This is a genomic window from Streptomyces sp. NPDC002125, from assembly GCF_053593715.1.
On the sequence record NZ_JBSFDD010000003.1, the window covers coordinates 386524 to 407992 of the forward strand.

Annotated in this window: 23 protein-coding genes; 9 read left to right on the forward strand and 14 right to left on the reverse strand. The window is 71.3% G+C overall.

Annotation, left to right across the window (positions count from 1 at the left end):
• Positions 1-91: 91 nt before the first annotated feature.
• The gene (locus ACWCQM_RS07675) at positions 92-949 is read right to left on the reverse strand and encodes a hypothetical protein (RefSeq protein ID WP_450914385.1); all 858 of its coding nucleotides are present in this window, start codon (positions 947-949) and stop codon (positions 92-94) included.
• Positions 950-1077: 128 nt separating this feature from the next.
• On the opposite strand from ACWCQM_RS07675, the gene ACWCQM_RS07680 reads away from it, so the two are divergent.
• The 3 genes from ACWCQM_RS07680 (at position 1078) to ACWCQM_RS07690 (ending at position 3468) form a co-directional block, all read left to right on the forward strand.
• Positions 1078-1488, forward strand: coding sequence for a hypothetical protein (locus ACWCQM_RS07680; protein WP_450914386.1), 411 nt, complete (start codon positions 1078-1080; stop codon positions 1486-1488).
• Between the two features lie 154 nt (positions 1489-1642).
• Positions 1643-2614 carry an ATP-binding cassette domain-containing protein gene (locus ACWCQM_RS07685; protein WP_450914387.1) on the forward strand — a complete coding sequence of 324 codons (972 nt, stop codon included), beginning with the start codon at positions 1643-1645 and terminating at the stop codon, positions 2612-2614.
• Entirely contained in the window at positions 2611-3468 is an 858-nt protein-coding gene (locus tag ACWCQM_RS07690) for an ABC transporter permease (protein WP_450914388.1), read from the forward strand. Before ACWCQM_RS07685 ends, ACWCQM_RS07690 begins: the two co-directional genes overlap by 4 nt.
• Positions 3469-3568: 100 nt before the next feature.
• Here the strand turns inward: ACWCQM_RS07690 and ACWCQM_RS07695 are convergent, their stop codons facing one another.
• The 5 genes from ACWCQM_RS07695 to ACWCQM_RS07715 all read right to left on the reverse strand — a co-directional run bounded on the left by ACWCQM_RS07695 (position 3569) and on the right by ACWCQM_RS07715 (position 6768).
• Positions 3569-3991 carry a universal stress protein gene (locus ACWCQM_RS07695; RefSeq protein WP_267074800.1) on the reverse strand — a complete coding sequence of 141 codons (423 nt, stop codon included), beginning with the start codon at positions 3989-3991 and terminating at the stop codon, positions 3569-3571.
• Between the two features lie 87 nt (positions 3992-4078).
• Positions 4079-4444: a hypothetical protein gene (locus tag ACWCQM_RS07700; protein ID WP_450914389.1), complete on the reverse strand. Its 366-nt coding sequence runs from the start codon at positions 4442-4444 to the stop codon at positions 4079-4081.
• 1 nt (position 4445) lies between these two features.
• Positions 4446-4931 (reverse strand): TetR/AcrR family transcriptional regulator, encoded by a 486-nt coding sequence (locus tag ACWCQM_RS07705; RefSeq protein ID WP_450914390.1) that lies wholly within the window; start codon positions 4929-4931, stop codon positions 4446-4448.
• A gap of 71 nt (positions 4932-5002) precedes the next feature.
• Positions 5003-5662 carry an FMN reductase gene (locus ACWCQM_RS07710; RefSeq protein ID WP_450914391.1) on the reverse strand — a complete coding sequence of 220 codons (660 nt, stop codon included), beginning with the start codon at positions 5660-5662 and terminating at the stop codon, positions 5003-5005.
• A 5-nt stretch (positions 5663-5667) separates the two neighbouring features.
• Positions 5668-6768 (reverse strand): LLM class flavin-dependent oxidoreductase, encoded by a 1101-nt coding sequence (locus ACWCQM_RS07715; RefSeq protein ID WP_073750481.1) that lies wholly within the window; start codon positions 6766-6768, stop codon positions 5668-5670.
• Positions 6769-7184: 416 nt separating this feature from the next.
• Between ACWCQM_RS07715 and trpS the strand changes: the two genes are divergently transcribed.
• The gene (gene trpS / locus ACWCQM_RS07720) at positions 7185-8243 is read left to right on the forward strand and encodes a tryptophan--tRNA ligase (RefSeq protein ID WP_450914392.1); all 1059 of its coding nucleotides are present in this window, start codon (positions 7185-7187) and stop codon (positions 8241-8243) included.
• Positions 8244-8292: 49 nt separating this feature from the next.
• Here trpS and ACWCQM_RS07725 read toward each other — a convergent pair whose 3' ends face one another.
• Together ACWCQM_RS07725 and ACWCQM_RS07730 are read right to left on the reverse strand one after the other, a co-directional pair.
• Positions 8293-10305: an NAD-binding protein gene (locus tag ACWCQM_RS07725; protein ID WP_450914393.1), complete on the reverse strand. Its 2013-nt coding sequence runs from the start codon at positions 10303-10305 to the stop codon at positions 8293-8295.
• A 144-nt stretch (positions 10306-10449) separates the two neighbouring features.
• Positions 10450-11088 carry a hypothetical protein gene (locus ACWCQM_RS07730; RefSeq protein WP_450914394.1) on the reverse strand — a complete coding sequence of 213 codons (639 nt, stop codon included), beginning with the start codon at positions 11086-11088 and terminating at the stop codon, positions 10450-10452.
• Positions 11089-11383: 295 nt separating this feature from the next.
• On the opposite strand from ACWCQM_RS07730, the gene ACWCQM_RS07735 reads away from it, so the two are divergent.
• Positions 11384-12457: a PucR family transcriptional regulator gene (locus ACWCQM_RS07735; protein WP_450914395.1), complete on the forward strand. Its 1074-nt coding sequence runs from the start codon at positions 11384-11386 to the stop codon at positions 12455-12457.
• 53 nt (positions 12458-12510) lie between these two features.
• Here the strand turns inward: ACWCQM_RS07735 and ACWCQM_RS07740 are convergent, their stop codons facing one another.
• Positions 12511-12966, reverse strand: coding sequence for a tellurite resistance TerB family protein (locus ACWCQM_RS07740; RefSeq protein ID WP_073750474.1), 456 nt, complete (start codon positions 12964-12966; stop codon positions 12511-12513).
• A 137-nt stretch (positions 12967-13103) separates the two neighbouring features.
• Between ACWCQM_RS07740 and ACWCQM_RS07745 the strand changes: the two genes are divergently transcribed.
• Both ACWCQM_RS07745 and ACWCQM_RS07750 read left to right on the forward strand, forming a co-directional pair.
• A complete protein-coding gene (locus ACWCQM_RS07745; RefSeq protein WP_450914396.1) occupies positions 13104-13556 on the forward strand; it encodes a BlaI/MecI/CopY family transcriptional regulator in 453 nt (150 codons plus the stop codon).
• Positions 13557-13567: 11 nt separating this feature from the next.
• Positions 13568-14515, forward strand: a complete 948-nt coding sequence (locus ACWCQM_RS07750) for a M56 family metallopeptidase (protein ID WP_450914397.1) — start codon at positions 13568-13570, stop codon at positions 14513-14515.
• 36 nt (positions 14516-14551) lie between these two features.
• On the opposite strand, the gene ACWCQM_RS07755 is transcribed toward ACWCQM_RS07750, so the two are convergent.
• Together ACWCQM_RS07755 and ACWCQM_RS07760 are read right to left on the reverse strand one after the other, a co-directional pair.
• Positions 14552-15799 (reverse strand): cation:proton antiporter, encoded by a 1248-nt coding sequence (locus ACWCQM_RS07755; RefSeq protein ID WP_450914398.1) that lies wholly within the window; start codon positions 15797-15799, stop codon positions 14552-14554.
• Positions 15800-15801: 2 nt separating this feature from the next.
• Positions 15802-16272, reverse strand: coding sequence for a cation:proton antiporter regulatory subunit (locus ACWCQM_RS07760; RefSeq protein ID WP_073750468.1), 471 nt, complete (start codon positions 16270-16272; stop codon positions 15802-15804).
• 198 nt (positions 16273-16470) lie between these two features.
• Here ACWCQM_RS07760 and ACWCQM_RS07765 point away from each other — a divergent pair, with 198 nt between their 5' ends.
• Positions 16471-17034, forward strand: coding sequence for a Uma2 family endonuclease (locus ACWCQM_RS07765; protein WP_450914399.1), 564 nt, complete (start codon positions 16471-16473; stop codon positions 17032-17034).
• A 308-nt stretch (positions 17035-17342) separates the two neighbouring features.
• Here ACWCQM_RS07765 and ACWCQM_RS07770 read toward each other — a convergent pair whose 3' ends face one another.
• The 3 genes from ACWCQM_RS07770 to ACWCQM_RS07780 all read right to left on the reverse strand — a co-directional run bounded on the left by ACWCQM_RS07770 (position 17343) and on the right by ACWCQM_RS07780 (position 19611).
• Complete coding sequence (locus ACWCQM_RS07770) at positions 17343-18056, reverse strand: phosphotransferase (protein ID WP_450914400.1); 714 nt, start codon at positions 18054-18056, stop codon at positions 17343-17345.
• Between the two features lie 156 nt (positions 18057-18212).
• Complete coding sequence (locus ACWCQM_RS07775; RefSeq protein WP_450914401.1) at positions 18213-18677, reverse strand: glycine-rich domain-containing protein; 465 nt, start codon at positions 18675-18677, stop codon at positions 18213-18215.
• Between the two features lie 535 nt (positions 18678-19212).
• Positions 19213-19611: a hypothetical protein gene (locus ACWCQM_RS07780; RefSeq protein ID WP_450914402.1), complete on the reverse strand. Its 399-nt coding sequence runs from the start codon at positions 19609-19611 to the stop codon at positions 19213-19215.
• Between the two features lie 132 nt (positions 19612-19743).
• Between ACWCQM_RS07780 and ACWCQM_RS07785 the strand changes: the two genes are divergently transcribed.
• A complete protein-coding gene (locus ACWCQM_RS07785) occupies positions 19744-21096 on the forward strand; it encodes a tetratricopeptide repeat protein (RefSeq protein WP_450914403.1) in 1353 nt (450 codons plus the stop codon).
• Positions 21097-21469: the final 373 nt, after the last annotated feature.

Here is a 21469-nt window from a genome sequence, read left to right on the forward strand (position 1 = left end):
TCGCCCCCCTGCTCTCACGGATCCCACTCTCGCCCGCCCCACGCACCCGCGCATGTCGGGCAAGGGGCCGGCAGCCACGGCAGGAAGCCCTCTACCCCCGGCGCGCCGCCACGACCCGTCCCACCACCCCTCCTGCCACCAGTACCGCCCCGACCGCGAGCACGGTCCACACCGTCGTCAGCAGGGAGGAGGTCAGCGCGTCGTACACCGCCGCGGCGCCCGCCCGGTCGGTGTCCGGGACCCGGTCGAGCACCCGGTCGCGGCCCACGGCGACGGCGATCCGCAGCAGCACCGCGCCGAGCACCAGCCCGGTGCCCGCCACGGCCGCGGCCGTCAGGAAGGCCCGCAGGCCGCCGCGTACGAGGGAGAGGCCCAGCACCAGGACGAGCAGCACGGCCGTCCCGACGGCCGGCCAGACGCTGCACAGCCGCAGCCATCCGAACGAGGACCGCAGGTCGTCCGCGCGGTCGGCGGAGAGCACGGTGATCGAGGTCTCCTGGACGGGGATGAGGTCGGCGAACGGCACGCCCCGGCCGGTCAGCTCCTCCTTGACGTCCTTGATCACGGGCGCGAGGTCGATGGTGACGGCCTGACCCTCCTCCCCGTGCAGCGAGGCCGTCACGTCCTCGTGCGCCGCGCGGTTCGCGCTGTCCCAGGCCCGCTGGAAGGTCTCGGTGGCCGTGAAGGAGAGGGCCGCGTCGTGCAGGAACTCCTCGACGGTCTCCTGGAGCGGCCCCACGTCGATGTTCTTCATCGCCTCGTCGGTCACCAGGGTCGCCACGGTCTCCTGGACGTCCTCGTCGGAGGCGAGCGGGGAGACGGCGGCGAGATAGCGGTCGGTGTCGTCGAGCTCCAGATCGACCCACGCGGAGAGCGCGCTCACCGGGACCAGCAGGGTGAGCAGGACGATCAGTACCGCCGGGAGAGCCGCTGAGAGGAAGGTCCGCACAGGCTCAAGACAAGCCCCTGCACCGGCCGCCCGCCCCCGGGCCGTAGGCCGTTCGAGTTGCCGGGGGACCCGGCCGGGTGTGCTCTGGAGGAACACGGGGACGGGGGTGACGGAAGGAGCTGTGCGCCATGGCCACACACGCAACGATGCCGACGCGCCGCCGAGCGCATGCCCGCACCCCTGCCCGGCGTGGGCCGAGCCCGCTCTCCTGGGCGGTGCCCGTGGCGCTGGGTGTGATCCTCGGCTTCTGGGCCTTCTTCATCAACCGGGACGGCGGGGAGACCACCGCGGGGCAGATCTGGCTGGGCGTCGTCTCCGGAGTGGTCTTCGCCGCGCTCTGCTACGCGCTCGTCCGGGTCAGGTGGGCCCTGCCGCGTGAGATGCGCGCCGCCGCGTTCGGCGTGCTGACCGGGGGCGCGGTCGGCTTCCTCTCCAGCCTGAACGGCAACAGCGTGCTGATGTCGAGCGTGATCGGGCTGGTGGTCGGCGCGGGGGCGTTCTGCACGATGTTCTACACCTACTACACCCGCGAGAACTGACCGGTCCCGGCGTTCTACCGAATCAGACGGGTACGGCCGCCGGATCAGCTCCGGCGGCCTTACCCGTCTGATTCGCCCGATACGCCCCCGCGCCCCGTCCGGCCGTGCCATCGTGGCCCCGTGTCCGCCCTCGACACCGTCGGCAAGGAGGAACATGAGCTCGGAACTGGCCATCGAGACCACGGGGCTGGTGAAGGTCTTCGGTGAGAACCGCGCCGTGGACGGCATCGATCTCGCCGTACCCAGGGGCACCGTCTACGGAGTCCTGGGGCCCAACGGGGCCGGGAAGACCACCGCCGTGAGGATGCTCGCGACCCTCCTGCGCCCGGACGCCGGCCAGGCCCGGGTCTTCGGCCACGACGTGGTGCGGGACGCCGACGCGGTCCGCAGCAGGGTCAGCCTCACCGGGCAGTACGCCTCGGTCGACGAGGACCTGACCGGTACGGAGAACCTCGTGCTGCTGGCCCGGCTCCTCGGCCACGGCAAGCCCGCGGCCAGGGCCAGGGCGGCGCAGCTGCTGGAGGCGTTCGGGCTGAGCGAGGCGGCGGGCAGGCAGGTGAAGAACTACTCGGGCGGCATGCGGCGCAGGATCGACATCGCCGCCTCCATCCTGAACACGCCGGACCTGCTCTTCCTCGACGAGCCGACCACCGGGCTCGACCCGCGCAGCCGCAACCAGGTGTGGGACATCGTGCGGGCCGTCGTCGCCCAGGGCACGACGGTCATGCTGACCACGCAGTATCTCGACGAGGCCGACCAGCTGGCCTCCCGTATCGCCGTGATCGACCACGGCAGGGTGATCGCCGAGGGCACCAAGGGCGAGCTCAAGGCCTCCGTCGGCGCGGGCTCCGTCCATCTGAGGCTGCGGGACCCCGCGCAGCGCCCCGAGGCCGAGCGGGTCCTCGCGCTCGTGCTGGACGCCGCGGTGCAGCTGGACCACGACCCGGTGGCGCTCACCGCCACGGTCAGCGGGCACGGCACCGAGAAGGGCGCGGCCGAGCAGGCCGCCCGTGCCCTGGCCGAGCTGGCGCGGTGCGGCATCCATGTGGACAACTTCGCGCTGGGCCAGCCCAGCCTCGACGAGGTCTTCCTCGCCCTCACGGACAGGAAGGGAGCAGCGGCATGAGCACCGCGCCCACGGCAACCGGAAGCGACGACGCCGAAGTCACCGCGCCGGACGCCGAGACGCTCGCCTCCCTGCTGGTCGGCCAGGAGCGCCCGGGCCGGCCCAGCGCGCTGTCGGCCTCGCTGACCTTCGGGTGGCGGGCCATGCTGAAGATCAAGCACGTGCCCGAGCAGCTCTTCGACGTGACGGTCTTCCCGATCATGATGGTGCTGATGTTCACGTACCTCTTCGGCGGGGCGCTGGCGGGGTCGACCGAGGGGTACATCCAGTTCCTGCTGCCCGGCATCCTCGTGATGAGCGTCGTGATGATCACGATGTACACGGGTGTCGCGGTCAACACCGACATCGCGAAGGGCGTGTTCGACCGCTTCCGCACGCTGCCGGTCTGGCGTCCGGCCCCGATGGTCGGCTATCTGCTCGGCGACGTCGTGCGCTATCTCCTGGCCTCGGTCGTGATGCTCACGGTCGGCATCGTCATCGGCTACCGGCCGGACGGCGGGGTGCTGGGAGTGCTGGCGGGGGTCGCGCTGCTGCTGGTGTTCTCGTTCGCCTTCTCCTGGATCTGGACGATGTTCGGGCTGATGCTGCGCTCCGAGAAGTCGGTGATGGGCGTCAGCATGATGGTGATCTTCCCGCTGACGTTCCTGAGCAACGTCTTCGTGGACCCCAGGACGATGCCGGGCTGGCTCCAGGCGTTCGTGAACAACAGCCCGGTCACCCATCTCGCGGCGGCGGTGCGGGACCTGATGGCCGGGAACTGGCCGGCGGCGGACATCGCCTGGTCGCTGGGCTGGTCCGGGCTGTTCGTGGTGGTCTTCGGCTCGGTGACGATGCGGCTCTACAACCGGAAGTGACGGTGCGGTTCCGCAGCCCGGGGTGACGGTTCGGGCGGTTCGGGCCGACGCACCACGCCGCCCCGCACCCCCGTGTACGAGGGTGCGGGGCGGCGTCCGGTCAGTCGCGTACGACCGTGACCGGGCAGGTCGCGTGCTGGGTGACGTGGAGGCTGACCGAGCCGAGCAGCGTCGCCCTGAAACCGCTGTAGCCACGGGCGCCGACGACCAGCAGGTTCGCGCCCTTGGAGCGGTCCAGCAGGGACTGGGCGGGGTTGCCGATCACCACGATCTTCTCCACGGCCGCGGCGCCCTCGGCGCCGAGAGCCTCCTCCAGCGCCTCGGTGAGGGCCACGGTCGCCACCGCCTGAGGGTCGAAGTCCTCGGGCATGCCCGGCATCATGGAGGCCCAGCTGGTCGAGGGGTACTCCCAGCTGTTGACCGCCTCGACGGTGTCACCGGTCAGCTCGGCCTGGCGTACGGCCCAGCGCAGTGCCTTGACCGACGAGTCCGATCCGTCAACGCCCACGACGATCCTGCCCATGTCTGCCTCCAGCTCGTTAGGACTTATCCGGCATTTACCGACAACTCTAGTCAAGACAGTCATCCGGGGTCCGGTGGGTCCCGTGCGTCAGGCGGCGGCGATGGCCTGTTCGACGAGGGCCACGGTGGCGCGCGGGTCGGCGGTGCCGATCACGAGGCGGCTGTACGGGGCGCCCTCGGTGAGTTCGATGACGACGGCGTCGGCCGGCTTCCGTACCGCCCAGAAGGCGAGCTCCCCGTCCCGGCGGAACCGCCCGGCCGTGATGACGCCGGGCATATGGGTGCCTCCGAGCTTGGTCCCCTTGCGCTCGTGGACCATGCCCGGGTCGTGGGTGGCGCCCCGCACCTGGGTGAGCGGCACCTCCACCCGGCTCTTGAGCGCCCACAGCCTGTCGAGGCCGGTCAGCTGGACGGTCAGCGTGCCGCGTGCACGGTCGACGGCGATCAGGGCCATGTCAGTTCTCCTGTGAGGTGGTCGGGCGGGCGCGCAGGCGCAGGCGGGTGCCGATGACGGTGGAGGCGGCCTGGGCGGCGTCATCGGGGTGGGTGGGACGCAGGGCGTCCTCCAGGGCCGCGAAGCCCTCCGCGACCAGCCCGGCGACCTCCGGGTCCTGCGGCGCGCGCTCGACGGCGGCGAGCAGGAGGAATCCGGCCGCCGGGCCGTCGTCGAACGCGGCGGTGGCCGACGCCCGCGCCTGCCCGGCGTCGGTGAGCGAGCGGACGGCGGTGGCACCCGGAAGGATCTCGTGGTCCAGATGGGCGCGGAGGGCGGCCAGATACAGGCCCCGCTTGGAGCCGAAGACGTTGTAGAGGCTGCCCCGGTGCATGCCCGTGGCGGTGGTCAGGTCGTCGATCGAGGTGCCCTCGTAGCCACAGGTGGCGAAGAGGGCGGCCGAGGCGCTGACGGCCTGTTCCTTGTCGAATGCGCGGGGTCTTCCCATGTCACGACCGTACACAGTTTGAGAACGATCGGTCAAGAACGACCGTTCTCAAACTGTCGGGGCGCCCGTGGTCAGCCGATCCGCAGATCCGCCAGCTGCTGCGCGAACGGCACGACCGCGTCCTCGCCGTCGTCGAGCGTGAGGGCCCGGGAGGCCCCGGAGGCGGTCCGGCCCGTGACGGCCGAGGCGAGCTCGCCGCCCGCCCGCCGGATGCGGGACGGCAGGCCCTCGGTGTACTCGTCGCCCTGCGAGCCCCAGTCCTCCGACGCCGCGTACACGGAGGTCGGCAAAACGACGGCCCGCAGATAGGCGAAGAGCGGGCGCATGGCGTGCTCCAGGACCAGCGAGTGCCGGGGCGTTCCGCCCGTCGCCGCGATGACGACGGGCTTGCCGGTCAGCGCGGTGTTGTCGATCAGATCGAAGAAGGACTTGAACAGCCCGCTGTACGAGGCGGTGAACACGGGCGTCACGGCGATCAGCCCGTCCGCCCCGGTCACCGCGTCGATCGCCTTCTTCAGGGCGGCCGGCGGGAAGCCGGTGACCAGGTGGTTGGCGATGTCGACGGCCAGATCGCGCAGCTCGACGACCTCGACCTCGACCCGGCGGTCCTGGTCGGCGGCAAGCCGCTCGCGGGCCGCCCCGGCGAGCCGGTCGGCCAGCAGCCGGGTGGAGGAGGGGCTGCTGAGCCCGGCCGCGACGGCGACGATCCTCAGGGGGGCGGTGGTCTGCACGGTGCTCAGAGCTCCTTCGGGTCGGCGGTGGCGGCGGCACGGGCGGCGGCGACCGCGGGGTGGACGGGGGCGTCCGGCACTCCGGCCGGGCGCAGCCGGGCGAACTCCTTGCGCAGGACGGGCACGACCTCCTCGCCCAGGATGTCGAGCTGCTCCAGGACCGTCTTCAGCGGCAGGCCCGCGTGGTCCATCAGGAACAGCTGGCGCTGGTAGTCGCCGACGTCCTCGCGGAAGGAGAGGGTCCGCTCGATGACCTCCTGCGGGGAGCCCACGGTCAGCGGGGTCTGCTGGGTGAAGTCCTCCAGCGAGGGCCCGTGCCCGTAGACCGGCGCGTTGTCGAAGTACGGACGGAACTCCCGCACCGCGTCCTGCGAGTTCTTCCGCATGAAGACCTGGCCGCCGAGCCCGACGATGGCCTGTTCGGCGGTGCCGTGGCCGTAGTGGGCGTAGCGGCGCCGGTAGAGGTCGACCATCTTCTTGGTGTGCTCCATGGGCCAGAAGATGTTGTTGTGGAAGAAGCCGTCGCCGTAGTAAGCGGCCTGCTCGGCGATCTCCGGGGAGCGGATGGAGCCGTGCCAGACGAACGGCGGGACGCCGTCCAGCGGGCGGGGGGTCGCGGTGAAGGACTGGAGCGGGGTGCGGAACTTCCCCTCCCAGTCGACGACGTCCTCGCGCCACAGCTTGTGCAGCAGCGCGTAGTTCTCGATCGCGAGCGGGATGCCCTGACGGATGTCCTTGCCGAACCACGGGTAGACCGGCCCGGTGTTGCCGCGGCCCATCATCAGGTCGACGCGGCCGTCGGCGAGGTGCTGGAGCGTGGCGTAGTCCTCGGCGATCTTCACCGGGTCGTTGGTGGTGATCAGCGTGGTGGAGGTCGAGAGGATCAGCTTCTCGGTGCGGGCGGCGATGTAGCCCAGCGTGGTCGTCGGCGAGGACGGGACGAACGGCGGGTTGTGGTGCTCGCCGGTCGCGAAGACGTCCAGGCCCACTTCCTCGGCCTTGAGCGCGATGGCGAGGGTCGCCTTGATGCGCTCGTTCTCGCTGGGGGTCGTGCCGGTCGTGGGGTCGGTGGTGACATCCCCGACGGTGAAGATCCCGAACTGCATGGCGCCCGCCTCCAAATAAGTACTGCCGAGGTTGGTTGAACGTTGAACTATGTGAACACACCCTACAACGGAGAGCCCTCCCCACCTATTCCGCCTGCTTCGGCGGGCCCGCGCGACCGTGGCCGCACCCCTGTTCTACGAGGACGGGGACGCGGTCCGATAGCGATTGCGTGCCCGCTCGTTGCCTGTGCGTGCACGGCTCGGACCGCGCCGGACGCAGGGCGTCGGGGCGGCTGCGCGTTACACTCGCCGCATGACCTCCGTCCCGTGCCGAAACTGGTGGCGCTCCTCCTAGGAGCGGCCACCTTCATCTGCGCGGAACCAGGGCCGTTCGATCTTCGGACGGCCCTTTCTGCTGCCCCGGTGCCCACGACGGGCCGTCCTCCACGCGTACACCACCGCCGAGGAGAACCCCCGTGACCATGACCACCGACCTGCCCGTCGGCCCCGCCCAGCGCCGCAGCGACGAACTGGAGCTGCGGCTCGCCGCCGATCCCGGCCGCTTCCGCGTCCTCACGGGCGACCGGCCCACCGGGGCCCTGCACCTCGGGCACTATTTCGGCACCCTCCACAACCGGGTGCGCCTCCAGGACCTCGGCGTGGACGTCTTCGTGCTCATCGCCGACTACCAGGTCCTCACCGACCGGGATGTCGCCGAGCGCCTCACCGAGCACGTGGAGGGGCTGCTCCTGGACTATCTCGCCATCGGGATCGACCCCGCCCGCGCCACCGTCTTCAACCACAGCGCGGTCCCCGCCCTCAACCAGCTGCTGCTGCCGTTCCTCTCCCTGGTCTCCGTCGCAGAACTCGGCCGCAACCCCACCGTCAAGGACGAGATCGCCCACTCCCGGCAGGCCGCCGTCAGCGGACTCATGTACACCTACCCGGTGCACCAGGCCGCCGACATCCTGTTCTGCAAGGGCGACGTCGTGCCCGTCGGCCAGGACCAGCTGCCGCACCTGGAGATCACCCGCACCATCGCCCGCCGCTTCAACGAGCGGTACGGAGCCGTCTTCCCCGAACCCGACGCGCTGCTCTCCGCCGCGCCCCTGCTGCTGGGCACCGACGCCACCAAGATGAGCAAGAGCCGGGGCAATGCCATCGCCCTCGGGGCGAGCGCGGACGAGACCGCCCGGCTGATCAGGAGCGCGACCACCGACGCCGACCGGCACATCACCTACGAACCCGAGCGCCGGCCCGGGGTGTCCAGCCTGGTGCTGCTGGCAGCGCTCTGTCTCGGCCGCGACCCGTCCGAGCTCGCCGAGGAGATCGGGGACGGCGGTGCCGCGGGTCTCAAGCGGACCGTGACGGAGGCCGTCAACGCCCGCATGGCCCCGATCCGGGCCCGGCGGGCGGAGTACGCCCAGGACATGGGGTACGTGCGCGACGTGCTGCGCACCGGGAACGAGCGGGCCAACGCTGTGGCCGAGGCCACCCTCCGCGAGGTCCGGGAGGCGATGGGGATGTTCCGCTAGGCGGGAGACGGCCCCCGGACAGGGCCGCGCCGACCGCCCCGGGCGTGGTTCAGCGCCGGGCCACGGACCGCTGTCCCCGCAGCAGTTCGGCCAGCCCGCGCCGGGTCGCTGCGATCACGACGCGGTCGTCCGGCCGCAGCACGTAGCCCGGGTGCAGGTCCCAGACCAGCCCGGACGGGCGGTCCGGAGTCCCCTGCCCCGAGGGGTCGAGGGGGTCGTACGGGGGTACGGCGGCCAGGTCCGGGAGGCGGTCGGCGGGCGGGGTGGCGTCCAGGGCCAGAATCCGCCAGGCGCCGGCCCGGAAGGCCTGGTCGACGGTCCTCCCCTCCAGCTGGGGGTGCCCGGCCACCTCCAGCGCGGCGAACAGCATCACCTTGCGCTCGACCGGGACCGCGCCGAGGATCTGCCGGCCCATCATGGCGACCGCGAACGACGGGGCGGCCAGATGCGACACCGACCGGGACCGGGTCAGGGCCTGGGGGTGCGCCGTGCGCAGGGTGCGGTAGACGGCGGTGGCGAACTCGTCGTCGTACAGCCGCAGGGCGACTCTCAGGTCGGGCTTGACGGAGCGGGCGTACAGCGCGGCTTCGAGGTTCGTCGTGTCCACGCTGGTGAGCGCGAGCAGTGCGCGGGCGCGGCGGATCTTGGCCGCCTCCAGGACGCCCTCCTGGGTCACGTCGCCGATGACCGTGGGCACGTGCAGGCTGCGGGCCAGCGGGATGCCGCGCGCCTCCGGGTCCTCCTCGACGACCACCACGGGGATGTCCAGCTCGCGCAGCCGCACCAGCACCCTCGTGCCGATCTTGCCGAGTCCCAGCAGGACCACGTGGCCGGACAGTCCGCGCGGCGGGCGGCGCAGCGAGGAAGCGGTGCGCAGCGAGCCGAAGGCCTCCAGGACGGCGGCGACCAGCAGCGGCAGCAGCAGGAGCCCGGCCATGCCGGAGAGCAGCTGGATGACCTGGCGGGACGCCGAGTCGGTGTCCTCCACGGCGGGGTCGCCCATGGCGAGCAGGTCCAGCAGGGTCAGATAGGCCGCGTGCAGCGGGCTCTCCCCCGTGGTGATCACCGAGGCGACGGCGAGGGCGACCACGGCCGCCGCGACCCCCAGCGCCGACCAGCGCAGCCGGCGCGAGAAGACCTGGCCGAGCGGCGCGCCCCTGCCTCCCATCCGGGCGGGTCCCCGGTCGGGCCCGGCCTGGCTGATGGCCTCCAGGACGACCGTGCCCCGGCCGGTCGCCGCGTTGACGGTGGCCCGGTCGGGCAGCAGCTGCGGCCCTTCGTCGCCGCTGCTGTCGGAGCCCTCGGTGCCGGCCGGGTCCTGGCTGGTGGCGGAGAGCAGGGCCAGCGTGCACAGGCCGGGGTCGGCGAGCTCGCCCGGCCGGGGCGGGGTGCGCTCGACGGCGCGCAGGAGCAGGCCCTCGGCCTGGATGACCTTGCTGCTGCCGGTCAGCGCGGTGGCCGCCAGCGCGGGGGCGGCGGTGTCGGCGTCGGACAGGACGGTGGTGGAGGCGTCCAGCGCGGCCGGGTCGAGACCGGGCATGGAGACGGCCGCGGCCTGGTCGAGGAGCGTCTCCAGGTGCTGGCCGAGCTTGCGGTTGTAGAGCCGGATGACCAGGCGCAGACGCGGGTTGAGCCGACGGGCCGTCAGCGCGGCCCGGATGTTCCGCTCGTCGTCGTCGTAGACGAGCGCGAGCGCGGCGGCCCGGTCGACGCCCGCCTCCTCCAGCACCTCGTCGGAGGGCTCGTGCGCCTCCATGATGCGGACGGCCTCGACCCCGGCGTTCGTGTCGCCGTCCCCGCTTCCGGCGCCCCCGCCGTTGCGGTTCATCGCCGCCGACATCCGGCCGAACAGGGCACCCGCGCGGGCCCGTTGGGTCAGCGGCAGCTCCGGCCTGCTGGTGTCGCGGCCCGGCGGGAGCAGGAGCGTGACCCGCTCCCCGTACACGTAGCGCAGCTCCACGGCGAGCCGACGGGCGAGCGTGTCGTCGCCGCAGACCACCATGTGGCCGCTGATCGTGGGGCGTTGGGGTTGCTGAGGAAGTGATGACACGGAACCCAGCATGCCTTGGTCCCTCCGGTTCGGTCGTGTGAATGATCACCGCGTGAGGGGTCCGCCGAGTGCCTGCGTGCGCACCTTCGACGGGCGCGCCCGTGTGACGGCACGCGGAACCACGGGCCCCTGGGGGCCCGGCGGCGAGGAAGCGGGTCAGACGGCCTTGCGGGGCAGGGGGCGCGGGGCGAGCTCCGCGTCGTACGGCGAGACCCAGAAGAACTCGCCGTCGGCGTCGTACGCGTGGAGGAGCCCGGTGCTGCCGGAGGTGAACACCTCGTCCGGCACGGACGGCCTCCGTACCTGCCTCACTTGCACGATCGCGGTCGACCCGTCGGCCGCCGCGACCTCGGCCCGGCCGAAGTCGGAGCTGACGGAGCCCGTGCGGATCGTGCAGACCCGGCCCACGAAGTCCGCGCGGGATGGAGGAGGTTCCGCGGGGAAGAACCGGCGGAATCGGCGCAGGAGCATGCGGACCACCCCCCAGGCGATCAGAAGCGCACCCGCCAGGACGGCGAGGTGGAGTGCGGCCCGCGCGGTGCCGGTGGCTCCGCTGCGGAGCACCAGGACGGAGCCGGTGAGACCGGCGAACCAGGAGAGGACGACGAACAGCGTCACCGACACGGAGACCGGGACCCCGCCGAAGCCGACCGCCTCGGTGTCGAGGTCGGTGTCGAAGGTGTCGTGCCCGGCCGCTCCCACCAGCACCAGCAGCCAGAAGCAGATGACGACGACCAGCGCGCCGCCGAGGACGACGGCGGGGAAGGTGACCGCCGCGGAAAGGAACTCGTTCATCCGGTCCACCCCCCTGTGATGCCGGTGTACGGGCCGGGGGCCGGGCTGTGCCGGGCGGGACGGGGGTGGGGGGGCACCGGCGACGCGAGACCGCGAACGGTCCCGCGGCCACCGGTTCCTTCCCCCGTGATCCCCCGTGATTTCCCCCGTGTGCTGCTGAAGTGATCCTGTCAGCGGGCCCACCCGGGCGCACTGCCGCATTCCGGCAGACTTCGACGGCCGGCCCTGCCGGGCACCGGCACCGGACCTCGTGCGTTGACGGGATGACGTGCTGGTGAGGGCGGAGGAGAAAGACGTGGCGGAGCCGGAGATCCCCGAGAGGTTCCTGGAGGGCTATGCCCACATCCTGTCCGAGGCGGCGGACACCGGCCGCCGGCTGACCAGGGACGAACTGGAGACGCGGCGCACGCTCGGCCGGGAGGCCGCGGAGGCCGGGCACCAGCTGCGGGCCCTGGTGAATCTCCACCTCGCCGTCACCCGCACCGCGTGGCCGCTCTCCGCCTCCGCGTCCGGCAGGGCCGGCGCCGACGCGGTGCTGGCCGCGGTGGAGCAGGCGGTGGACGCCTTCGCGGAGGGCTTCGAGCGCGCGCAGCGCCTGACCGTGCGGAGGGAGGAGGCGGCGCGGCGGGAGTTCATCGACGACCTGCTCTACGGGCGCAGCGACCTGGGCCGGCTGGCGGAGCGCGCCACCCGCTTCGGGCTGCGGCTCTCCCGGGCCCACGCCGTCGCGGTGGCCGCCGGTCCCGAGGCGTACACCGAGTCGGACCCGGTGCCCCGCAGTGTGGAGGCCGCTCTGCTCGCCCGCTTCAGCGGCCGGAAGATCCTGCTCACCACGAAGGACGGCCGCCTCGTCTGCATCGCCCCCGGCAGCCAGCCCGACGTCCTGCGGTACTTCGCGAAGCAGGCGCACGCCGCGACGGACGGGGGGCAGGTCGCGGTCGGCCGCCCGCACCGTGGCCCCGGCGGCGTCGTCCACTCGTACGACGAGGCCCTCGACGCCCTCGACCTGGCCGAGCGGATGGCCCTGGACGACCCGGTGCTCTACGCCGACGATCTGCTGGTCTATCCGGTGCTGACCAGGGACAGACAGGCGATGGCGGACCTCGTCCGCAGCCAGCTCGGCCCGCTCAAGCGGGCACGGGGCGGCGCGGAACCGCTGCTGCGGACGCTCGCCGAGTACTTCGACGCGGGCTGCGTGGCCGCGGAGACCGCCCGCCGGCTGTCGCTGAGCGTGCGCGCGCTGACGTACAGGCTGGAGCGAATACACCAGCTGACCGGCTCCGACCCCTCCGACCCGATGCACCGCTACGCGCTCCAGACCGCGGTGATCGGCGCGAGGCTGCTGGACTGGCCGGCGAAGGAGCTCTGACGCGCGCCGTCCGGCCCGGGCGCGCTCCGGGCCGGACGCTCCGGGGACAGCCCTTAGAGGTCGAACTCGTGCGGCGGCAGGTCGAGCGCGAAGCACGCCTCCCGCACGACGGCCTGCTCCGACTTGTCGAAGTCGCCGTCGGCGCCGCCGATCACGATGCCGATCTGGATGACGGCACGCGCCTCGGCCGGCTTCTTCTTCGCCTTGGCGATCTCCTGGAGCACGCTGACCTTGCCGAAGGCGAAGTCCGCGGTCAGCTTGTCCACGTAGGCGTTGAAGCGGCGCTGGAGGTCGTCCGCCGGGAAGTTCTGGAGCACGTCGTTGGTGGAGATCAGCGTGGCGACGCGCTGCCGCTCGGACGGGTCGATGGAACCGTCGGCCGCGGAGACCAGGGCGCACATGGCCATGCTGGCGTCCCGGAACGCCCCGCTCTTCAGGTCGTTCTTCTTCGCCTCCAGCTGCGTCTGCATCGTCGACGCGGATTCCTTGATCCGATCCCAAAGGGCCATGTCGTCTCTCCATACGTTGCGGTGCGTGTGGTGCGGGAACCATCCGAACTCTACAGCTGTGTAGAAGAAGCGTGGGCGGATACCCGCAGTACGACGGACGACCCGCCCGCGCGCGGGTACTCAGTAGGATGCGGCGGATGAACAGGCCACGAGCAACGGACGACGACGGGGCACCGGACGGCCCACGGCTGCCCAGGCGCGGCCAGGGGCAGCTGGAGTCCCAGGTCCTCACCGTGCTGCGGTCGGCGGGCGGCCCCGCGACGGCCGGCTGGGTTCAGGAACACCTTGACGGCGACCTCGCCTACACCACCGTCATCACGATCCTTTCCCGCCTCTACGCGAAGAACGCCGTGACCCGCACCCGCCAGGGCCGCTCCTACGTGTGGACCTCCGCGTCCGACGAGGCGGGCCTCGCGGCGCTGCGGATGCGCCGCGTCCTGGACGGCGAGCGCGACAGGGAGGCGGTCCTCGCCCGCTTCGTCTCCGCGCTCACCCCGGGGGACGAGGCCAGGCTGCGCGAGCTGCTCTCCCGGGCGACGGACGATCCCGGGGGGCCGGCGGGGTCCGAGGGGCCGGCGGGGGAAGGCTGAGAGCCACCACGATGGGCGTCTTCGTCTACCTTCCCCTGATCCTCCCGCTGACCGCGCTGCCCATGGCGCGCCTCGCCGAACAGCATCTGCACCCGAGGAGCGCCACCCGGCTGCTGGCCGCGGTCGGGACGACGCTGGCCCTGTGCAGCACGCTCTGCCTGGCCCTGCTCATGGTGGTGGGCACGGCCCAGCTCCCCGGCAACCCGCTGCCAGACGGCTGGTCGGACCCCGAGGTGCGCGCGGCGGTGCCGTACGAGGAGAAGTCGGGCCTGGTCGCGATCGGCGTCCTGGGAGCGGTGCTGGCGGCCTGCGGAAGCACGCTGGTCCGGCACATCAGGACCCGGTTCCGCGCGGACCGCGCCCTGCTGTCCGCCGAGGACCACGGCGACCTCGCGCTGGTGCCGTCCGCCGACCCGTTCGCGTACGCCCTGCCGGGGACGCGCCGCCGGGAGGGCCGGGTCGTCGTCTCCACGGCGATGATGGAGTGCCTCGACGCCCGTGAGCGCCGTGCGCTCGTCGCTCATGAGCGCGCGCATCTGAAGGGCGGGCACCACCGCTATCTGCTGGTGACGCAACTGGCGGCGCGCGCCAACCCGTTCCTCCTGCCCCTGCGTACGGCGGTGGCGTACAGCACCGAACGCTGGGCGGACGAGGAGGCGGCGTACACGGTCGGAAGCCGGCGGGCGGTCGCCACGGCCGTGGGCAAGGCGGCCCTGTTCTCGCACGGCCCGTCCGGGCCCGCCGTGCTCCCCGCGTTCGCGACGGCCGGCCCGGTCCCGCGCAGGGTCGCGGCGCTGCTCGACCCCGAACCCTCGGCCGGGCTCCGGCCCCTGGCCTCGGCGCACCTGGGCCTGGCGGCGCTGATCGCGACCGTGGGGACGGCCGCCTCGGCGGTGTCGTCGCTCAACGCGACGGTGACGCTGGTCCGCATCCTGCACGCGGCGACACCGCTGCTCTGACCCGCGCCGGGCGCGTGCGCCCGGCGCGGTGCCCGCTCAGTCGGAGTCGCGCCCGGCGTGCTCCGGCGTGAGGTCGTCGTGCGAGGGCATCGGAGCGTCCGCCACCGGGACCGGCTTCTTCCGCCGGCCGGCCAGCGCGGCCTGGAGCTTCGACGCGACCGGCTCCGTCCACCGGGCGGTGAGCGGCCCGGCGATCACGAGGATCAGCACGTACGCGGTCGCGATGGGCCCGATGCGCGGCTCGGTCGCCACGGCCAGACCGGCGATGACGATCGAGAACTCCCCGCGTGCGACGAGCGTCCCGCCCGCGCGCCAGCGGCCCCGCGGACCGATGCCCGCGCGCCGGGAGGCGTACCAGCCGGTGCCGATTTTCGTGAAGACGGTGACGATCGCCAGCAGCGCCGCCGGAAGCAGCACCGGCGGGATCTCGGCCGGGTCCGTGGACAGCCCGAAGAACACGAAGAAGACGGCGGCGAAGAGATCCCGCAGCGGAGTCAGCAGCTTGCGCGCACCCTCGGCGACCTCACCGGAGAGCGCGATGCCGACGAGGAACGCGCCGACGGCCGCGGACACCTGGAGCTGCTGGGCGATTCCCGCCACCAGGACGGTGAGCCCGAGGACGACGAGCAGCAGCATCTCCGGGTTGTCGGAGGACACGGCACGGCTGATGAGCCGCCCGTGGCGCAGGGCCAGATACAGCACGAAGCCGACGGTCCCGAGCGCGATCAGCAGCGCGACGCTGCCGCCCGCGAGACCGACCCCGGCCAGCATGGCGGTGAGCAGCGGCAGATAGACGGCCATGGCGAGGTCCTCGATGACGAGGACTCCGAGGATGACGGGCGTCTCCCGGTTGCCGAGCCGCCCCATGTCGGTCATCACCTTGGCGATCACGCCGGACGACGAGATCCAGGTGACCCCGGCGAGCGCGACGGCCCCCACGGGCCCCCAGCCGAGCATCAGACCGGCGATGGCACCGGGCGTCGCGTTCAGCACGAAGTCGACGGCCCCGGACGGGTACTGCGTCTTGAGACTGGTGACGAGCTCCGAGGCGCTGTACTCCAGCCCGAGCAGGAGCAGCAGCAGGATGACGCCGATCTCCGCCCCGATGGCGGTGAACTCCTCGCTGGCACCGAGCGGCAGCAGCCCGCCCTCACCGAACGCGAGTCCGGCCAGCAGATACAGCGGAATCGGTGAGAGGCCTATGCGTCCGGCGAATCGCCCGATGATCCCGAGGCCCAGGATGACGGAGCCCAGCTCCACGAGCAGTGCGGTCGTGTCGTGCACGATCAGCCCTCCGCAATGATCTCGGAGAGCGCGTCGACGCCCTCACGCGTTCCGACGACGACGAGCGTGTCCCCGATGGCGAGCCGGAAGTCCGGCCCCGGCGACGGATGCGCGCTGTGCGTGCGCAGCACGGCGACGATCGAGGCCCCGGTCCGGGTCCGCGCCCGCGTGTCCCCGAGCAGCCGTCCCCCGTACGGGGAGCGGGTCCCGAGCGGGATGTGCTCGGTGACCAGGTCGATCCCCTCGGTCCGTACGGCATCGATCGGCGCGGCGTCGATGAGATGCGCGAGCCCGGTCGCCTCGGTGGTGGTCAGCGGCACGGAGAGCACGCACGAATCTGGGTCGTCCTTCTCGTAGAACCCCAGGAACCGCCGCCCGTCGTGATGCACGACGACGGAGATGTGCTGCCCCGACTCGGTGGTGTAGTCGTACTGGACGCCGACTCCTGGCAGCGATGTGCGGTGGGTTCCCATGGCTTCCTCCGGAGAGCGCGCGGCGGCAGTGCGACGCTTTTGATCATCTCTTTATCCGCCCATTACCCTAACGGGCCCTTGGATTCGCCTGTCGAGCCCCGGGGCGGGCCCACCGGCGACGGATGGCGTCAGGGGCGGTACCGGACGGGCATGATGTCGGAACAGCCACACCGTGGACCCGGACGGGAGCGGAGCCTCATGACGAGCGCGCCTGACTACAGCCAGGGCGTCGATGCCGAGCGTGCCCTCAAGTTCGCCGTACAGCATGTGCGTGGCGATCGCGTCCAGATCATCGAGGGGATCATCGAGCCGGTGTCACCGACCTGGGATCACGAGCGCGCCGCCAGACTTGTCCGCCGTCAGATCGAGGACCGGGTCGATGAGCTGGGCTGCGTCGAGGGCTCAGGCAACCTCGACCTGCCGGGGTCGTCGAACTGGTACGTCCCGGACATCGCCGTGGTGCCGGAGGAGCTCGCGAAGGGCGGGGGCGCGCTGCTCCCGGATCAGACTCTGCTGGTCGTGGAGGTCACCTCGGAGTCGAACGCGGAGACCGACCGGGTGGTGAAGCGCCGTCGATACGCGGAGTACGGGGCGCCTCTGTACCTCCTCGTCGACCGGATGGAGGGCAGTGTGACGCTGTTCTCCGATCCGGGCCGGCTGGGATACACCCGCGTCGACGGACCGCATCCCTTCGGCGCGGTGGTGCGCCTGCCCGCACCGTTCGAGGTGGACATCGACACGAGCGGACTGCCGTCCGCCTGACGGCGCCTCCGGCGGCGTCAGGGCCCCGGATGTGCCTGCCGAGCGCCGTGACGGTTTTCGGCGCCGGGCGCCCGGCCCTGCTCCCGCGCGGGGATGGCCTCCCGCACATGGAGATCCATGACGCCCGCACCAGCAACGCCGGAGAGGGTGTGGGACGGCACGGGGCACTTTCCTGGGGAGTTGAGGAACGACGGAGCCCCGTCCGCCAGTCGTTCACCGTTGGCTGTCGGACGGGGCTCTCTAGGGGCGTGGGCGCCGAAGCACACAGAAGAAAGCACCCCCACCAAGACCTCACCGGTCGCTCGGCACTACGCGGCGCAGCTTTCCCACTCGACCGCCGCAGTGAGCAGAACGGCACGGTGGGGCATCGGGGCTTCCTCGGCGCGGTGCTGCCAGAACGCCCGGATGGTGCGGGCGAACGTGCCGAGGGCGGCGGGGTCGGCTTTCGCGTAGGCGGGCACCAGCCGGGCAAGGGCGTCCGCTTCCCGGAACTGGTGCCCCGCCGCGATGAGCCGGGGAACCCACAGGGCGGCATCGGCCCACGCGGGACCGGGGCAGGACAGTGCCCAATCGACCAAACGAGCGGTACCGCCGTCGACCAGGATGTTGCCTTCCCCGAGGTCGGTGTGTGCGAGTGCCGAGCCGGCGAGCGCCGCCCCCTGCCCCTCGGGGATGAACGGCGCCAACCGGTCCCGCAACGGACGTTTGCCGACGGCGGCCGGCCACCGGGTCCCGGAAAGCAGCGTGAGCACTTCTGCGACGGGGCCGAGGTCGGGAGAGCCGAGCGTGAAATCGGCGTGCCGACCGGGCACCACGCTGTACCCGTAGAACGTCCACCCGCCGCCGTTCGTCTCCCACTTAGGGAGCGGCGCCATGGGCACGTACTTGATAACGCGCGCTTCATGGCGATACGTCCACGCGTCGGGGGCGGTAGTCGGCGTCCCCTTGGCGAAGAACGCGCCGCCCCCGGCGTCCAGTCGGGCCACGAACGCGGACATGACTCCGGCATCCGGCTCGGTCACGGAACGCACGGGGCCGATGACGGCTTCAACGGCGCGGCGTGCGGCGGCGGGCAGGTCCGCCCAAGGGGTACGGGTCACGGTCGTGAACTTTCTCGGTCTGCGTGGGCCGGTGCCCCAGACTCTCCGGAGCACCGGCCCGCTGTGAAGGGGTGAGCGTCAGCTCTCGGGGGTCAGAGGGCTGTCAGAGCAGTTGGCGTGGCACTGCGAGCACTCCGCCAACTCGATCTCGGGCCAGAAGTCGGGATCCACCAGGAACCCCAACTCCGTGATGGTGTCGACGGCGTACTGTCGGAGCATCTTGCCGCCGCCGTGCTCCTCGGGGTCGAGGTAGCCGGGCTTGTGGTGAACCTTCTTGCCGAAGCGGTCGGCGCACCATGTGTCGTAGTCCTCGGTGTGCATGAGGAACGCGTGCCAGTAGTCGTCAACCTCGGGCGACGGGCTGAGTGGCCGGTCGGACGTGGCGCATGCCGTGAGGAACGCAGCCATCTGCCCGATGCCGGCGTCCGCGCGGTCCTCGGTGATCTGCGGGTGCTGCGCGCGAACGGTGGTGCTGATCTTCTCGCGGATCTCCGGAGAGATGAGTTCGCGCGGGTCGACCAGGTGAGCGGTCGTCTCGGTCATGGCTTCCCTTCCTTGCTTTGGCGTCCGGCACTCTGACTGGAGCGCCGTCCTTGCTCGGTGCGGTCGTAACGTGCCCCAGGTCGGGGCGCCCCTGCCGGAAGGCAAGGGAGTCTTGGAATCACTCGGACGGGTCCGGCGCGCTGTTATCGGCGTGCACGATCTTCAAGTGCCGACGGAAACGCACCCGTTCGTCCACGGCGCGGGAAGCGTCGCGTGTGGTTTCCGCGTCCGTCTCAGCCTTGACCAGGCGGGAGCATTCCGCGCATCCGGCCACCGGTTCGGAGCGGGCAGGTGAAGACCATGGCAACTGCGCCTCGGACGGTGGGGGTGAGTGAGGGATGAAGCGGGTGGACACGGTTTCCTTTCTGTTCGTAGCGGCGGGCAACGGTGTGGATCTGAGTGGGGGACCGGATTGTCGGAACGATCAGGGCGCGGGCTGAGAGTGCGTACCACTCGGCTCCGTCGCGGAGGACCAGTTCCACGGGCTCGCCGCGCGTGAGGGGCCCGGGAACGGACCGAAGCATGGTGCGCGCGCTCACGGCGTCGGCTCCGGGCAGCGGGTCTCCGCGCGGTGCAGATACGCGAACGTGGCGCATTCGCTTGCACGTTCGGCGTCATGCGCACGCCACGCAGCCGCTTCCTGGTCCGCCCAGTGCGCGCAGCGGGGGCACGCCTGCGGAATGAGCAGCGGGAGCGTGCCAGCCTTGGCGGCCACCGGGGCATCCCCCGCCATACGGGCCGGGCGGGCTCTCTCGACGGTCTCCCGTTCGGCCGGGGTCGGTGCGCGGACGGAACCGGGCTCGGCCTCCCACTCGCACCCGCCGCCCAGGGGGCGGAGCATCAAGCGGGGACCGGCGGTGCCCATGTACGTCCCGACCCGGCCCCGCTGGTCGACCACCAGCGCGCCTACGGGCGGTGCGTCGTCAAACTTCATCACTATCCCCTGTGTCGACCTGTCGTCGCACTAGGCAACCGTGCGATTACCGCGCGCCGGTAGTCTTGGCAGGGACACAGGAGTTAAGAGCGTTAAGCACTTAACTCCTCTGCACACGGGAAGTTGGCGAACGTGAGCATCCAGGGGACGAACGTCCAGCTAGAACGCCTCTTACGTGAGGCCGGTTGGACCTTGCGTCAGTGCGCCCAAGCTGTGAACCGCATCGGGACAGAACGCGGGACCCCGACGCGGTACACCGCACCGTCCGTGCATCAATGGATCAGTGGAAGCGTGCCGCGCGACGATGCGAGGCCGCTCGTTGTTGAAGCCTTCGCGCGAAGGCTGGGCCGCCCCGTCACCACGAAGGACTTGGGGTTCCCCGCCCCGCAGAATGCTGGGAAGGAGGACCCCACCAGCACAGCGGACGGGCTCATTGATCTTGGGAGAGCAGACATGGACCCTGCCCGGCGCAGCATGCTCGGGGCGGCCCTCTTCTCCGTAGCCCTGTCAGTGCCGGAGTGGCCCGACGTCGTGGGGCGAATGGAGCGTGCCCAACTTGGGTTGACCACCCGGATCGGACGCTCAGATGTGCAATCGGTCATCGCCATGACCGAGAAGCTGTCGGAGATGGACGACCAGTTCGGCGGACGGACCGCGCGACCCCTCGCAGCGGCGTTCATGGTCAACACTGTTGCTCCCCTTCTGCGGACGGAGGGGCCGGACGACGTGCGCAAGGCCATGATGTCCGCCGCTTCGGATCTCTCATACCTCACCGGTTTCATGGCCGTTGACGAAGGGTTGCAAGGGCTCGCCCAGCGGTACTACCTGCGCGCGCTTGAACTAGCTGGTGCCTCGGAGGACCACCTGACGTTCTGCACCACGCTGCGCGGGATGAGTGTCCAGGCGGTCGACCTGAAGCACGGTCCAGTTGCCATGCGACTTGCAGACGCGGCAGCGGCGGCAAGTCCGGCCGCTGGGCCCCGTATGCGCGCGTTTCTCGCGGGGCAGCAGGCGCACGCGGCGGCGCTGGTCGGGGACCGCCGGAGTGCGCTGATGTACTTGAATGAAGCCGAAGCCGCGATGGACCGAGCAGAGGCCCGGGGACGTGTGTTTGGGTCGTACGACCCGGCGGCGCTCGCCTACCACACCGCCCAAGTTCGCTTTGAACTGGGCGACACCAACGGCGCTGTCACGGCGTTGGAGCAGTCGGACCGGCTTCGTCCCAGCGCCTATCTCCGCACTCGGGTGCAGCAGCGCACCATCCTTGCCGAACGCCAGCTTGCAGTGGGCCACTTGGAACAAGCGTGCGTCACATGGAACGCGGTGCTTGACGACTTTCCGTCGGTGCAGTCCGAACGTATCGACAAAGCCTTGACGAACATGATGGGGCTCATCGCCCCCCACATAAGGAATTCGGCGGCCCAAGCGCTCCATGAGCGGGCTCGGGTGAACCTCCGGCCAGATCTCGTCCCGGTACGCCAATAGCCCCGCCGACCCCCTGGCAGGGGATCGCGACAGGGCGGTAGTCGGGCAGCGTGGTCGAGTTGGTGCATGCGGACGGGAGCGCCGAGGGCGGGTACGGCTCCGGCTCCGGCGAGACGTGTGAAGTGGGAGCGCACGGCGTGGACGGCATTGACCGGTAGGGCGGGACCTCAAGATCGCCAAGGTGCCCCACGCACCTGAACGTCCTGTCTGCCGTCAGCCCGGGAGGCGTGAGCCCGCTCTCGGGGCGGCTGCCGGCGCGGTGAGGGGCGTGCCGGTCATTGAGCGTAAAAAAACCTCTGAGCAGGCCAGTTGGGCATTTTCGGATGCGGCGCGGCGGAGGTTTCAACTGCGGTACCGTAAGCGCGTCATCACG